15 protein-coding genes are annotated in these 13,980 nt (G+C 39.5%); 8 read left to right on the forward strand and 7 right to left on the reverse strand.

Features of this window, described 5'->3' with window-relative positions; genetic code table 11:
- Positions 1 to 160: 160 nt before the first annotated feature.
- The gene (locus tag ACQKEZ_RS16760; protein ID WP_427302711.1) at positions 161 to 1,117 is read left to right on the forward strand and encodes an acetylxylan esterase; all 957 of its coding nucleotides are present in this window, start codon (positions 161 to 163) and stop codon (positions 1,115 to 1,117) included.
- Positions 1,118 to 1,154: 37 nt separating this feature from the next.
- On the opposite strand, the gene ACQKEZ_RS16765 is transcribed toward ACQKEZ_RS16760, so the two are convergent.
- Complete coding sequence (locus tag ACQKEZ_RS16765; RefSeq protein WP_427302713.1) at positions 1,155 to 1,469, reverse strand: hypothetical protein; 315 nt, start codon at positions 1,467 to 1,469, stop codon at positions 1,155 to 1,157.
- Between the two features lie 92 nt (positions 1,470 to 1,561).
- Between ACQKEZ_RS16765 and ACQKEZ_RS16770 the strand changes: the two genes are divergently transcribed.
- The 4 genes from ACQKEZ_RS16770 (at position 1,562) to ACQKEZ_RS16785 (ending at position 6,606) form a co-directional block, all read left to right on the forward strand.
- Positions 1,562 to 2,332: a nucleotidyltransferase domain-containing protein gene (locus ACQKEZ_RS16770; protein WP_427302715.1), complete on the forward strand. Its 771-nt coding sequence runs from the start codon at positions 1,562 to 1,564 to the stop codon at positions 2,330 to 2,332.
- Between the two features lie 160 nt (positions 2,333 to 2,492).
- On the forward strand, positions 2,493 to 3,410 hold the full coding sequence (locus ACQKEZ_RS16775; RefSeq protein WP_427302717.1) for a proline dehydrogenase family protein: 918 nt from the start codon (positions 2,493 to 2,495) through the stop codon (positions 3,408 to 3,410).
- Positions 3,411 to 3,433: 23 nt separating this feature from the next.
- Positions 3,434 to 4,981 carry an L-glutamate gamma-semialdehyde dehydrogenase gene (gene pruA, locus ACQKEZ_RS16780; protein ID WP_427302719.1) on the forward strand — a complete coding sequence of 516 codons (1,548 nt, stop codon included), beginning with the start codon at positions 3,434 to 3,436 and terminating at the stop codon, positions 4,979 to 4,981.
- A gap of 392 nt (positions 4,982 to 5,373) precedes the next feature.
- The gene (locus ACQKEZ_RS16785) at positions 5,374 to 6,606 is read left to right on the forward strand and encodes a PucR family transcriptional regulator (protein WP_427302721.1); all 1,233 of its coding nucleotides are present in this window, start codon (positions 5,374 to 5,376) and stop codon (positions 6,604 to 6,606) included.
- 163 nt (positions 6,607 to 6,769) lie between these two features.
- Here ACQKEZ_RS16785 and ACQKEZ_RS16790 read toward each other — a convergent pair whose 3' ends face one another.
- Complete coding sequence (locus tag ACQKEZ_RS16790) at positions 6,770 to 7,447, reverse strand: amino acid ABC transporter permease (RefSeq protein ID WP_427302723.1); 678 nt, start codon at positions 7,445 to 7,447, stop codon at positions 6,770 to 6,772.
- A gap of 11 nt (positions 7,448 to 7,458) precedes the next feature.
- Complete coding sequence (locus tag ACQKEZ_RS16795) at positions 7,459 to 8,277, reverse strand: transporter substrate-binding domain-containing protein (protein WP_427302767.1); 819 nt, start codon at positions 8,275 to 8,277, stop codon at positions 7,459 to 7,461.
- Positions 8,278 to 8,540: 263 nt separating this feature from the next.
- On the opposite strand from ACQKEZ_RS16795, the gene ACQKEZ_RS16800 reads away from it, so the two are divergent.
- Positions 8,541 to 8,852, forward strand: a complete 312-nt coding sequence (locus ACQKEZ_RS16800; protein WP_427302769.1) for a YckD family protein — start codon at positions 8,541 to 8,543, stop codon at positions 8,850 to 8,852.
- Between the two features lie 146 nt (positions 8,853 to 8,998).
- On the opposite strand, the gene ACQKEZ_RS16805 is transcribed toward ACQKEZ_RS16800, so the two are convergent.
- The gene (locus ACQKEZ_RS16805) at positions 8,999 to 9,763 is read right to left on the reverse strand and encodes an MBL fold metallo-hydrolase (protein WP_427302725.1); all 765 of its coding nucleotides are present in this window, start codon (positions 9,761 to 9,763) and stop codon (positions 8,999 to 9,001) included.
- 118 nt (positions 9,764 to 9,881) lie between these two features.
- Between ACQKEZ_RS16805 and ACQKEZ_RS16810 the strand changes: the two genes are divergently transcribed.
- Positions 9,882 to 10,298: an Lrp/AsnC family transcriptional regulator gene (locus ACQKEZ_RS16810; protein WP_427302727.1), complete on the forward strand. Its 417-nt coding sequence runs from the start codon at positions 9,882 to 9,884 to the stop codon at positions 10,296 to 10,298.
- 30 nt (positions 10,299 to 10,328) lie between these two features.
- Complete coding sequence (locus tag ACQKEZ_RS16815) at positions 10,329 to 11,135, forward strand: aminoglycoside N(3)-acetyltransferase (RefSeq protein WP_427302729.1); 807 nt, start codon at positions 10,329 to 10,331, stop codon at positions 11,133 to 11,135.
- Positions 11,136 to 11,165: 30 nt separating this feature from the next.
- Here the strand turns inward: ACQKEZ_RS16815 and comJ are convergent, their stop codons facing one another.
- The 3 genes from comJ to ACQKEZ_RS16830 form a co-directional block, all read right to left on the reverse strand.
- Positions 11,166 to 11,552, reverse strand: coding sequence for a competence protein ComJ (gene comJ / locus ACQKEZ_RS16820; RefSeq protein ID WP_427302731.1), 387 nt, complete (start codon positions 11,550 to 11,552; stop codon positions 11,166 to 11,168).
- Between the two features lie 118 nt (positions 11,553 to 11,670).
- A complete protein-coding gene (locus ACQKEZ_RS16825; protein WP_427302733.1) occupies positions 11,671 to 13,368 on the reverse strand; it encodes a methyl-accepting chemotaxis protein in 1,698 nt (565 codons plus the stop codon).
- Positions 13,369 to 13,492: 124 nt separating this feature from the next.
- Positions 13,493 to 13,918 carry a NucA/NucB deoxyribonuclease domain-containing protein gene (locus tag ACQKEZ_RS16830; RefSeq protein ID WP_427302735.1) on the reverse strand — a complete coding sequence of 142 codons (426 nt, stop codon included), beginning with the start codon at positions 13,916 to 13,918 and terminating at the stop codon, positions 13,493 to 13,495.
- Between the last annotated feature and the right edge of the window lie 62 nt (positions 13,919 to 13,980).

Consider the following 13,980-nt stretch of genomic DNA (forward strand, 5'->3'; position numbering starts at 1 on the left):
TCTATGAATGTAGAGCAAAAAAAGGTTTATCGTAAAACTGACAAGGGATACATCTGTCATTTTTCATGACAGGGCAAAACGCCTTTCTCCAAAAGGAAAAAAGTGATATGATAGAAGGAATTTAAGTTATAACATACAAATCAAAGGGGAATAATATGATATGCCGTTATTCGACTTGCCACTTGAACAACTCAAAACATACAAACCAGAGAAAACAGCACGCCGTGATTTTTCTGAATTTTGGAGAAAATCACTTGAAGCACTTGCTGAGGTAGAAGCTGAGCCTATACTTGATCCTTTTCCATATCCAGCAAAAGGTGTAAACGTATATCGGTTAACCTATAAAAGCTATGGCGATTCACGGATTGAAGGCTGGTATGCGGTGCCTGATCAAGAAGGCCCACACCCTGCACTTGTGAGATTTCATGGCTATGATGGAAGCTATGATGGAGCCATTCACGACATTGTGAATTGGGCACTTCATGGTTACGCCACATTTGGTATGCTCGTGCGCGGACAGGGTGGAAGTGAAGACACGACGGTGACACCAGGAGGCCATGCGCTCGGCTGGATGACGAAAGGAATCCTTTCCAAAGAAACGTATTACTATCGAGGTGTATATTTAGACGCGGTTCGTGCATTAGAAGTTATTCGCTCTTTTTCTGAAACTGATAACGGTCGCATCGGTGTGATTGGCGGTAGCCAAGGTGGAGCGTTAGCTCTTGCTGCTGCGGCATTGTCCGATATTCCGAAAGTCGTTGTTGCAGATTATCCATACTTGTCAAACTTTGAACGTGCGATTGATGTCGCCTTGCAGGAGCCTTATTTAGAGATTAACTCTTATTTTAGAAGAAATAGCGATCCGCAAGTAGAGAAGATGGCGCTAGAGACATTGAGCTATTTCGATTTAATCAACTTGGCAGCATGGGTCAAACAACCGACACTGATTGCCATTGGACTTGTGGATGAGGTTACACCGCCTTCTACAGTCTTTGCGACATACAATCATTTAGAAACGGAAAAAGAAATCAAAGTGTATCGATATTTCGGGCACGAATTCATTCCAGCTTTTCAAATGGAGAAGTTGGCATTTTTACAAAAGCATCTACAAGTATAAAAAGCGCAGGCTCTTACACATGAGCCTGCGCTTTTTTTTAGTAGCTGGTATGTCGCCTTGTTTCTTCATCAGGAATGGCAGCAGTCAGAATGAGCGTAACGGCGGTCACAATATGAAGGATAAACCCAAGAATAGGAATCCAAGCAAGACAGGAAGTCACAATGCCAAAAATACTTCCGATGGAAAATCCGGTGTCTTTTTTAGATAAAATCAATGTTATAATATGCAAAATGAGCATGAACATGAGCGGTGAGTACCCATGACTGATGACGAAAATCCCTCCTATCACTGGGATGGCGAGACATGCTTCAAAAATACCTGTAATCCATTTGAGAATGCGAGATATCGACAAGTTGGTCATCTCCTTTGTAAAAGTGGCTTATCAGTATTTTCCCTAAAGAAGTCGAAGTCATGCAGAAATAAAATAGAAAGAGCTGATGTCTGATGAAAGAGAGAATCGTACATGAGTTAAAAGCGATTGAAGATGCGTATGATGTGAAGATTTGCTATGCGGTGGAATCAGGCAGTCGTGCATGGGGTTTTCCCTCAACAGACAGTGATTATGACGTAAGATTCTTATACGTGCCAAGAAAGGAATGGTATTTATCTATTGAGGACCATCGTGATGTTATTGAAAGACCAATTGACGACGAGCTAGACATAAGTGGATGGGAAATGAGAAAAGCGCTACGCTTATTTAGCAAGTCCAACCCTTCCATCCTTGAATGGCTATCATCTGACATTGTTTATTATGAAGCATTTTCACTTGCAGGGCAGCTTCGGGAGCTAAAAGACCGCGCATTTTCGCCAGTTGCCTTAATATACCATTATTTAAACATGGCGAAGCGAAATAAAGACCAATATTTAAAAGGAAATCAAATACGTATCAAGAAATATTTCTACGTGCTCCGTCCTTTACTTGCTTGTCAGTGGATCGAACGGTATTGCACAGTGCCGCCTATGGACTTTCACGAACTGCTCGGTAAACTTGTAGAAGAAGGCGCTCTTTTAGCTGAAATAAACGATTTACTAGAGTGGAAAATCAGTGGAGCGGAGATGGATATGGAGCCACGACTGACTCATATTCATCTATTTATTGAAAAAGAACTCGATCGAATGAACGTATTGGTGAAAAACTACAATCAAGCAAAAGAGAATTTAAACCTTGAGCTGAATCACTTATTAAGGGTTACCCTTGATGAGGTATGGGCGTAGAGGGATGATGCCAACCGATGATCGGTTGGTTTTTATTTTTACCTGATTGTGATAAAACCACAAAAAAAGTCTAAATTTTTGTCATCTTCAAATATTGTAGCGGACAGCTCATGACCTATACAATAAAGACATAGCTTACAAAGAGTGGGGGGTGCCCTTTATGGAATCGGTCACAAGAAATTTTTTCTTATTTTTGTCTAAAAGCAATCTTCTGAACCATATTGCTCGCAATTGGGGAAGTTCTGTTGCATCAAAGAAAATCATAGGAGGGAAAGACTTTGAGAGTGCCATCCCTGTCATTCAGCGTCTGAATGATCAAGGAATGGCAGTCACAGTCGACCATCTCGGCGAGTTTGTCACAAAGGCTGAAATCGCTAACGAACGGACAGATGAATGCGTAAAAACAATTGAGCGCATTGCAGAGGAAAAGCTGAATTCTCACGTTTCACTCAAGATGACTTCACTTGGTCTCGATATTGATGATGACCTTGTGTATCGGAATATGAGACGAATTCTTGATACTGCTGAAAAGCATAAAATTATGGTCACGATTGATATGGAAGACGAACAGCGCTGTCAAAAAACGCTGGATCTCTTTAAAGAAGTGAAATCACAATATGAGTATGTGAGTACGGTTCTTCAGGCTTATCTGTACAGAACAGAGAAGGATCTTGATGACCTGAATCAATTCCAGCCGTTTTTACGGCTTGTAAAGGGTGCCTATAAGGAATCAGCAGAAGTGGCATATCCAAACAAGAAAGATGTGGATGACAACTACAAAAAGCTGATTGAAAAACAACTTCTGACAGGGAATTATACAGGAATCGCAACACATGATGACCAGATGATTGAATTCACAAAAAATATTGTGAAAAAACATCATATTAAGACGAGTCAATTTGAGTTTCAAATGCTATATGGGATGAGATCTGAAACTCAAACCACTCTTGTGAAAGAAGGCTATCAAATGAGAGTCTATACACCGTACGGAAGAGAGTGGTACGGCTACTACATGAGACGACTTGCAGAACGACCGGCGAATATTGCCTTTGCCTTAAAAGGGATGACGAAAAAATAATTTAAAACGGGAGCGTGACATTCATGACAACACCTTACAAACATGAACCATTCACAGACTTTACAATCGAGAAAAATTGCAAAGCATTTGAACAAGCGTTAGCAAAAGTAACAGAATCACTCGGTCAAACTTATCCGCTTGTAATCAATGGCGAGAGAGTTGAGACAGAACAAAAAATTGTATCGATCAACCCGGCAAAAAAAGATGAAGTAGTGGGCATTGTATCAAAAGCAGGCAAAGAGGAAGCGGAAAAAGCAATTCAAGCTGCAGCAAACGCATTTGAAACATGGCGTTACACGTCTCCAGAGGAAAGAGCAGGAGTTTTATTCCGCGCTGCTGCAAGTATTCGCCGCAAAAAGCATGAGTATTCTGCTCTACTTGTAAAAGAAGCAGGTAAGCCTTGGAATGAAGCCGATGCAGATACAGCTGAAGCGATTGATTTCCTTGAATACTATGCACGCCAAATGCTAGAGCTTGCCAAAGGAAAGCCTGTGAATAGCCGTGAGGGTGAACGAAACCAATATATTTATACGCCAACTGGTGTGACACTCGTCATTCCGCCTTGGAACTTCTTATTTGCAATCATGGCAGGAACGACGGTTGCACCAATTGTGACAGGAAATACAGTTGTTTTAAAACCTGCAAGTGCAACACCGATTATCGCTGCTCGTTTTGTTGAGGAGCTTGAACAAGCGGGACTGCCAAAGGGTGTCGTAAACTTTGTGCCAGGAAGCGGAGCAGAGGTCGGTGACTACTTAGTGGATCATCCGAAAACAAGTCTCATTACGTTCACTGGTTCAAGAGAAGTTGGCACACGTATTTTTGAACGTGCAGCGAAGGTACAGCCTGGTCAACAGCATTTGAAGCGTGTCATTGCAGAGATGGGTGGTAAGGATACCGTGGTTGTAGATGAGGATGCAGATATTGAGCTTGCCGCACAATCAATTTTCGCATCAGCGTTTGGATTTGCAGGACAAAAATGCTCAGCTGGCTCACGTGCAGTTGTACATGAGAAAGTATATGATCAAGTGGTTCAGCGTGTAAAAGAAATCACTGAAACAAAAACAACAGCAAATCCACTATCAGCAGATGTATATATGGGACCTGTCATTGATCAGGCTTCTTTCAACAAAATCACAGAATATATTGAAGTGGGAAAACTAGAAGGACGCTTAGTAATTGGAGGCACTAGTGATGATTCAGAAGGATATTTCATTGCGCCTACCATTTTTGCAGATCTTGCGCCAACCTCCCGTTTGATGCAGGAAGAGATCTTTGGTCCTGTGCTTGCATTTTCTAAAGTGGCGAACTTTGATGAGGCGCTTGAAGTCGCAAACAATACAGAGTATGGCTTGACAGGAGCAGTGATTACAAACAATCGTGATCATATTAATCGTGCAAAACATGAATTCCATGTCGGTAACCTATATTTTAACCGTAACTGTACGGGTGCAATTGTTGGGTATCATCCATTTGGCGGGTTTAAAATGTCTGGAACAAACTCTAAAGCAGGTGGCCCGGATTACCTTGCACTTCATATGCAAGCAAAAACGATTAGTGAAATGTTTTAATAGAAAAAAGCATGAATCCGGTATTGATCCGGATTCATGTCTTTTTTGTTTGTCAGTGGCACCAACGATGCGATTTTAATTCAAAGAGTTGTTGTCCAATATAGTGACCTTGCATGATGCCTTTTTGACAAGCGAAGAGTGTGCTACATCTATATTGCCTGTTTTCTGTCATGATGTTCTTCGTACGTTTACATCTCATTCTGCCAAGTACGCATATTTTCTTTTGCTCACCACATGCCCGCTCATTACTCATCTCCATAAGGACAAATATGTACAGCAATAGGAGCAGGACAGATCCCTGCTCTTTTTGATGTGAGTCAAATGCTTGTTTCTATACAAAGCTCACTTGAAAGCAGTATGATAAAAGTATTCTAATGCAGGGAGCAATCAGGATGGAAGAGATATTAGAAAAGCTTCACACATTTTTTGATGTCGACAAATTGATCGCGTTTATTAGCGGCTATTTGAAAAAGCCAGTCATTTTAGAAAGCACAGAGTGTCAATTGCTTGCCTACAATTCATACAGTATTCAACAATTTGATCCAGTCAATCAGCAGACCATCTTCTCGAAGGAATGTCCAGGTGCAGTTGTAGATTGGTTAAAGAAAACAGGTGTCATTGAAAGACTCAATACGGATGTGAATCCATTTTATGTGGAAGGTCATAAAGATATGGGGTTTAACAGGCGTGTTGCGGTCAGTGCCAAACACAAACAAGAAGTGGTAGGTTTCATTTGGGTGCAAGATATTGAGGAATCCCTTTCAGAGGATGAGCTGATATTTCTGCATGAAGCGTCCTTTCAAGTTGGAAAGGTCATTTATAAGAACAAAAAGCAGCTAGAGAAGAAAGAAGGCAAGATTGAAGAGTTCTTCAAAAAGGTCATGGATGATCACTTTTATACGGAAGAGGAACTGAAGTGGGAGGCTGAAAATTTAAGTATCCCGCTGCCAGCCGTCTTTACCGTTATGGTGGTACATGCCGCAGATAACAAAAGTGAGACAGCAGAAGACGTAAAGGACTTGATCAGAACATACTTGCAGCTAGAGGACAAAGTCAATCATGTATATTCCGTCCAAGCAGATATTGTGGTCATTCTGGGTAGTCTTTCAGATAGACATTCTGCAAAGGCAACAGCGAGAGATGTCATTGACCACCTTATGATGAAAACGCATTCAAATCAGACCCCACTCTTTATTGGGATTGGGCGAGAGTACCGCGATGTCTTGAAAATGAGCACAAGTCGATTTGAAGCGATTGAAGTAGTCAAAGCTGCCAAAATCGTTGGAAGCGGGGAGCTGATCCCATACGAATATGACAAACTAGGTGTCTTTCGGTATTTGGATAGCATTTACAGTCATCAAAAAAAGAAAAATGATGTGAACCAAGACCTTTTGCTGTTAAGAGAAAAGGATAGAGACAGTCAAACATCGTTTTTAAAAACCCTTGAAGTGTACTTAATGAATAACTGTAAATTAAAGCCTTCCGCTGAACAATTGTTTATTCACCAAAATACGCTAAACTATCGAATGAAACAAATTCTCGACATGACATCAATCAATTTGAATGATTTTAGTCAACGCTGTCAGTTATTTATTGAATTGATGCTCATGAAAAAGGATTCATAATTGAACAATCCGCAGTGGCCTTTGAGCATCTGCGGCTTTTGTGATGTCAGCATATCATGTATGCATACAACTCTTGCTTTTGTTGTAGGTTGTGGACATATTTTAGAAGAACAATTCCAACTGACTTTAAGAAAAAGAGCAGACTCCTTGATCTGCTCTTTTTTCATAAGTATTTGGCGTATCGCTTTTCCAAATAGTCTTGAAATAAGGAGACGACACTACAAATTCCCCAATAAATGAGGGCGACCAAAATATACATGGTCATGTAATCAAATTCCCGTCCGCCTACAATTTTAGCTTGTTGAAATAGCTCTGGAACCGTAATCATTGCTGCGAGTGAAGAAGCTTTAATTAAATCCAGCATGACATTTGTGAGTGGCGGAAGAGCAATTCGCACAGATTGAGGCAAAATCACACCACGCATCGTTTGCCAGTAGCTAAGACCAAGAGACTTCGCCGCTTCGAGTTGCCCATTTGGAACTGAAGAAAGCGCCGCACGATTAATTTCTGCAATATAAGCGGCACTGTTGAAACTAAATCCAATAATCGCAGCAGTGACAGCGGTGAATTCAATTCCGACATAAGGAAAACCAAAATACAGAATAAACAAGATGACAAGGATGGGAACACCACGCATAAACGAGATATAAAGCCTTGCTGGAAAACGGAGAGCCCATGAATGTGCCATTCTTGCAAGCGCAATAAAGAAGCCGAGGATCGTTCCAAAAAACATGCTGACAAAGGAAATAAGAAGGGTCAGCCAAATGCCCTTGATGACAAAGGGGAACGATGCCTTTGCGAGTGCAGGATTAAAAATATATTCTAAATGAATATCTCCCACAGGACGTCTCCTTATTTCGAAATGTCGACGTCTTCGACATCAACATCAATTTTTTTTGAAACGTCCGCTTGATTAAAGAACTTCTTGGAAATCTTTTTAGTCGTTCCGTCTTTCTTCATTTCTTTAAGCACATGATTTAGCTCTTTTTGAAGCCCGGTATTATCCCTTTTCATGACAAATCCTTGTTCGTTTGGCATGTATTTCAGGTCAGGGTGGATGGTGATGTTTAATTTAGGGAAAGCAGCAAGTGCCAGCGTTTGCAAGTAATAGTCATTTAAAATGACATCAGTTCGACCGTTTGCCACATCCTTTAAATACTGCTCATTTGTTGCATTATCGTAGATGACTTCCTTTGCACCAAATTTACGAGCCACGTCCATATAGATAGTTGTTGCAGCACCAGCGGCTTTTTTGCCTTTTAAATCTTTTAATGTCTTAATGCCAGATAAATCACCTTTACGAACGATTGCTGTTCCATACGAGTATTTGTAAGGGGTAGAGAAAGCAAACTTATCTTTTCGATCATCTGTAATGTCAATGTCATTTGCAGCAGCATCAACTTGACCAGAATTGATAGCGCTTAGCATTCCGTCATAGCCCATTTCTTTAAATTCTACTTTTAGGTCAAGACGTTTGAAGGCTTCTTTGACAATTTCAACTTCATATCCAGTCAATTGATCTTTCCCATTTGACGTGTCGTGATAAGAAGTAGGGTAAAGGGTACCTGAAGTTGCTACGACGATTTTACCTTTCTTTTTTATTTTGTCCCATGCAGTGACATCAGATGATGTGGATGACCCAGATTGACTGCAAGCTGAAATCACAAGCATCAAAGCAGTAATAACAACCATCATCCATAATGGTTTTCTATGATAAAAACGACTCATTGAAAGAATCCTCCTCTATTTTTTATACAAAACAAAACATAGCACGCTTTTCATGTTCGGACAACGGTTTCAGAAGAAAAGTAAAAAAGTAAGAATTTTGTGTACAATTCAAATAGTGAAATGATGCATAAAAAAGGAGAGGTCACAAAGAATAAAATGGAAACAAAAAAGGAGGCAACAATATGATGACGAACAAATGGCGTAACATGATCATGTTGATGATGATCACACTTTTTAGTCTAGCTGTAACACCGATTCATGCAGAGACTCCTCAAATGGAAAAGCGTCCCGTCACACACCAAGTCAAGCTGCCGACTGAGCAACAAAAACAAATTGAAATGCTTGAGCAACAAATTCTCACAAAACGAAAAGAAGTCATTCAAAAATATGTGCAGTATGGTGTGTTAACGAAAGGGCAAGGAGTTCATATTACCAAACGCATGGATGAACATTACAATCAATTAAAAAATAATGGATTCGTTCCGCTACTAAAAAAGCCACAGCATACCCATCCATGATAACGAAAAAACCGGCAGCAGATTAACGTCGTTTTTTTCTGTTTTTAAAGGAGAATAACAGTGTAACAAGGGGGAATTGGGAAATTAAAGTTGAAGTGTTTGTTTGAGTGAAGAGCGAGAGGGGGATGCCCCTCTCTTTTTTATAATCAAAAAGAAAGGGTGTCTCCATCATGAGGGACGTATATTTGATCTTCTACATGATGTTCACGTATATATTTTTTTAGTTCATCCCTTGTTAACAGACAATGATTAACTGCTTCCATGTGGCAGGCGACAATTTTTGCTTGTTTTCTTGCATGATGGACAGCCAGTACATCTTCTTTTGTCATGGTAATCGGATCACCTTGTAAAAACTGTGCACTACCACTATTCACAACAATGACATCTGGTTTATACTGATGAATTGCCATTTTAGGATCATCACACCAAATTGTATCTCCTGCTAAATAAAGAACTGGTTCATCTGGATGAGAAAAGACAAGGCCGCTTACTTGTCCCATTTGTTTCGCAATCTCACCTGTACCATGTTGACCGCTTGTTCGGTGGATACGAACTCCTTGAATTTCAACCACCTCATGAATTGCAGTGACATGATTAAAACCCGCTTCAATTACAGCTTTTGCGTCATGATCAGATTGGGTGAACACTGGTATGCTATGATCTAGTTGCTTTTTTGCCGTATCATCAAAGTGATCTAAATGTAAGTGTGTGAGTAATACCACATCTGGATTCAAAACATCCTTCATATTGATCTGAGAAGGGAGAGAAACAAGTGGGTTTTTAAGATGCTGATTTTCTGAATTTGGAAACGGCGGATATGTTCCTTTATCTGCAAGAAAAGGGTCGATTAAAAATTGTACGCCGCCATAGTGAAGGGTAAGGGTAGCATTGCGAATGAGAGTCATATGCATAGAAAAACTCCTCCTTTTTTTCTCGGTACGTATACAGTATATTAAAAGAGATTCGAGCTACAGAGAATAATGAAAGTATTTATGAGCAATGAGTTGATTTTTGAAAGAGGTGGGGCAATTGCTTGATCAGACAGATATGAACATTTTAAAAGAGCTATCTAAAAATAGCAGAATGACAATGAAAGCGCTCGGAGAGAAAGTGCATTTAACAGGACAAGCAGCCGCGAACCGTGTGATGAAATTAGAAGATGAAGGCATTATTCAAAAGTATACGATTTCTATTGATTGGCATGCTGAACAACTCATTCAAACATTTATTCACATTTTTACAACGAGCTATAACCACAAGCCACTCCTTTCTTTTCTAGATGGAGCAGAAGAAATGAAAAAATTGTATAAAATAAGTGGTGAAGGCTGTTATATGGCGGAATGCTATTTTTCATCACACGATGAGCTGGATCATTTTTTAACAGATTTGAGCCAGTATGCAAATTATAAATTATCGATTGTTGTAAAGCGTATCATACATGAATAAAATCTATGGATTGTAGGGGAAAACAGGCAAATGCAAAAATTAATGCATGGACAAACTGAACCGGTAACAAAGGAACAAATAAAAGAAGAATTGATTCTACTAGGTGTGAAAAAGGGGATGACACTATGTGTGCATTCGTCTCTTTCATCTATTGGCTGGGTGAACGGTGGGGCTGTTGCTGTTATTCAAGCATTAATGGAAGTGATCACTGAAGACGGAACGATTGTCATGCCTGCACAATCACTAGAGCTCTCAGACCCAGCTGATTGGATTAATCCATCTGTGCCAAAGTCATGGTGGAAACCTATCAAGGATACGATGCCTGCCTATGATCCTGCGTATACACCTCCAACGGCTATGGGTAAAATTGCCGAAACATTTTGGAATTTTCCTGATGTCATTCGAAGCAGTCATCCGAATTTTTCTTTCACTGCATGGGGAAAGAATAGAGAAGAAATTATCCGGCATCATGCTCTTTCTTTTGGCCTTGGTGAACATTCTCCACTTGGAAGGATGTATGAAAAAAATGCTTATGTCCTCCTTCTGGGCACACAATTTGATAGCAACACTGCCTTTCATTTGGCGGAATATCAAATCCCTAATCGTGATTTGATGACAAGAGGAGCTCCGATTTTAGAAAACGGATGGCGGATTTGGAAAGAGTATCAAGATATCATTACAAGAGAAGAGCTATTTCACCTTATTGGATCAGATTTCTTGAAAGCAGGATATACATATCAGTCTGGAAACATTGGTTCAGCTATCTCATTTTTGTTTTCCATGAAAGATTCGGTAGATTATGCTGGGAAGTGGCTGGAGGCATATGATGAGCAATAAAGCGAAAAAGCCCTCTATTGCATAAAGTTTTCAAATGTTTTTAAAGTGAAGAAGATACATATCCTGTTCATCTTGAAGTAAGGTAGAGCAAGTTAATTCATAGTTTCCTTTAGGGATTGGAAAAGTAAGTATTTGAGACATGACACTTGTGATATGAATATGTTGTTTGGTATTTGTGAAAGGAACACTCACGATTCGATTAGCTGTTTGAACAGGTTTTTGACCGTTGAGCATCACAACAATTACTGCTTTGCCATTGCGAACTCCTTCGAACGAAACACCATCTTCAGCGACAGCAAAACCTTGTTTAATGGCTTCATCTGTCCAATCGAGAATTGGTGGAGCAGAATTCTCTGGATAGACAGTTAATTGATGATAAGAAATTGATAGAAGGTGAGGTATCTGTAAATCATTCAATGAAAAAACTCCTTCCTTAGTTAAGTTGATTGGGGTTATTTGCTTTGTGTCCTAGTTGTAAACGATGTTATTGACAGCAAGACGATTTTCATCGTCTTGCTTAAGATGTGAGAGGTTTCTAAATTTTAAATTGTGCAACCATTTCCTTTAAGTCTCCTGCTAGTTTCGCAAGAGAAGCAGATGATGCGGTGACTTCTTCCATTGCAGCAAATTGTTCCTCAGTTAAGCCTGCTACTTGCTGGGAATTCTCTGTTGTGAGCTTAACATCTTCTGTGATGGAACTAAATGATTGTTTTGTATCATCGGTGTAAGCAGTGATTTTCTGCGATGCATTTGATAAATGTTTGATGCCATTTGCGATTTCTTCCATTGATTGTTGAATATCCAAAAATGTTTCTTCAGTATTTGCAATTAAAACAGTTCCTTGAAACGCCTCTTCTTTCACATGTTTAATTGCTTTTGTAGAATGGACCATCTCTTTTTGAATTTCTGAAATAAGATGCGAAATCATGTGAGAAGATTTTTGAGACTCTTCTGCTAGTTTCCTTACTTCATCTGCTACAACAGCAAAGCCTTTGCCATGCTCACCTGCACGTGCTGCCTCAATTGCTGCATTAAGAGCAAGAAGGTTTGTTTGATTTGCAATGTCTGTAATCACTTTTGAAATGTGATCAATTTCTTGTGAGCGGGTATCAAGAGCTTGAATGGCTGCTCCGTTCTCTTCTATAGAGCGTGTGATGGAACCCATTTGATGATTGACTTCTTCGATATTTTGCATACCTTTTCTTGCTTTTTCTTGTGCAAAATGGCTTTCTTCAGTCATGCTTTGAGCATTTTCGGAAATGTTTGTGAGCTCCTGTGATACTTGTACCATCTTTTGTTTACTAACAATCATTTGAGATGATTGTTGTTCTGAAGATTGTGCGACTTGCTGAATGGAATCTGTGATTCTTTCTGATGCTGCACTTGTTTCTTCTGCACTTGATGATAATTGATCAGAAGAAGTAGCTACTAGATCAGCGGTATCCATTACATTATGAATGGTTTGATTTAATTTCTCCCGCATTTTATTGAAGTGTTCTGCAAGATCTGAAAGCTCATCACCTTTGTGATCTGACACGACAACGGTAAGGTCACCGTCACCAGCGTTCTTAATGGCAGAAGCAATGTGATTGAGCCGATTTTGAAGTCGCTTTGTAAAAATAGAAATGATAATAACTGAAACCAGTAAACTCAATGTAAGGACAATAGCAAATTGTATAAAGAAGGATTGTAGCATACTAGTGATCATGCTTTGGTTTGCACCTGTATAAAAAATACCAATCGTTTCACCAGATTTATTTTTAATAGGCATATAAGCTGTTTGATAATCTTTCCCCGCCACATTCGCAGTTCCATAATAATTTTTACTTTCATCCAGAACAGTAGACTTTACCTCAGGTGAAACTTCAGTTCCAACAGCGCGTTTTCCATTTAATACTACATTTGTGGCTACACGCACATTACCTTGAAAAATCGTGATCGTATCGCCAGTTTGCTTAGCAATTTTATCAACCAAAGTTGAATTATTATTAATTAACGTGTCACCCTTGTACAGTTTCCCATCTTTCACTTGCCATGTACCATTAATCGCTTCTTCAATATAGATGTAGCCTAGCTTCAAGTCACCTTTTGCCTTTTCCGTCGCCATCGACTTTATATTATTCGTCATCTCATTATTGACGACAAAGCCAACAATGGTTGAAAAGACGATAAGTACAAATAGAAAAATGAGTAAAATTTTTGCACCAAGCCTCAGTTTCCACCTTTTTTTCATGCTCTTCTCTCCTTTTAGATTTAAGGTAGGGTCATCCCTCCTATGAGATTATCGGCGTGAAAAAAGTGTTTGAAATAGCTTGAGACTGTTGGATAGATTTTTAATTAAATAAAGGAAAGCACCTTTACTCAATGATAAATTTCACTCTAGTTCCATCAGGATAGTCGGTTAGTTGATGGCTGACCCATGAACCAGCTCCTCTATTATCAGATGGACTAATATACTCTATTGAAGCTCCTTTTCCTCCTTCTTCACACATCGCCATAGGCCATTCATCACGATCATAACCTCTTTTAGTCGGAATACTCTGTAGAGATTGATCACGTTGGTTATCAGCATTTTTTCGATCAATCGTGCAAACCGAAGAATGACCTTCAGTTATGGCTCCCTCTATATGTTTTGCTGTTTCAGGATAACGATCAGATGGAAAATGAAGTGTTTCATCATAGGAAGGATTCGCCTCTTTCTTACTGTTATCTAATTGAATGTATCCAGTAGCCAAACCGATGATAATTAATAGAAGCACTAGAATGGTTTTGAGAAATTTCATTGAAGTTTCGCTCTCTTTCTTGTTGCGTTAGTAAAAAGAAGTATAGCAGAATTACTTGCCAA

The organism is Bacillus sp. NPDC077027, assembly GCF_050269555.1.
GTDB lineage: Bacteria > Bacillota > Bacilli > Bacillales > Bacillaceae > Bacillus.

Excerpts from the sequence above, each read along its gene's own strand:
- ACQKEZ_RS16830 (WP_427302735.1), bottom strand. The coding sequence starts at position 13,918 with ATGAAATTTCTCAAAACCATTCTAGTGCTTCTATTAATTATCATCGGT.
- ACQKEZ_RS16805 (WP_427302725.1), bottom strand. The coding sequence starts at position 9,763 with ATGCATATGACTCTCATTCGCAATGCTACCCTTACCCTTCACTATGGC.
- ACQKEZ_RS16785 (WP_427302721.1), top strand. The coding sequence starts at position 5,374 with ATGGAAGAGATATTAGAAAAGCTTCACACATTTTTTGATGTCGACAAA.
- ACQKEZ_RS16800 (WP_427302769.1), top strand. The coding sequence starts at position 8,541 with ATGATCATGTTGATGATGATCACACTTTTTAGTCTAGCTGTAACACCG.
- ACQKEZ_RS16795 (WP_427302767.1), bottom strand. The coding sequence starts at position 8,277 with ATGCTTGTGATTTCAGCTTGCAGTCAATCTGGGTCATCCACATCATCT.
- ACQKEZ_RS16815 (WP_427302729.1), top strand. The coding sequence starts at position 10,329 with ATGCAAAAATTAATGCATGGACAAACTGAACCGGTAACAAAGGAACAA.
- ACQKEZ_RS16770 (WP_427302715.1), top strand. The coding sequence starts at position 1,562 with ATGAAAGAGAGAATCGTACATGAGTTAAAAGCGATTGAAGATGCGTAT.
- ACQKEZ_RS16825 (WP_427302733.1), bottom strand. The coding sequence starts at position 13,368 with ATGAAAAAAAGGTGGAAACTGAGGCTTGGTGCAAAAATTTTACTCATT.
- ACQKEZ_RS16760 (WP_427302711.1), top strand. The coding sequence starts at position 161 with ATGCCGTTATTCGACTTGCCACTTGAACAACTCAAAACATACAAACCA.
- ACQKEZ_RS16775 (WP_427302717.1), top strand. The coding sequence starts at position 2,493 with ATGGAATCGGTCACAAGAAATTTTTTCTTATTTTTGTCTAAAAGCAAT.
- pruA (WP_427302719.1), top strand. The coding sequence starts at position 3,434 with ATGACAACACCTTACAAACATGAACCATTCACAGACTTTACAATCGAG.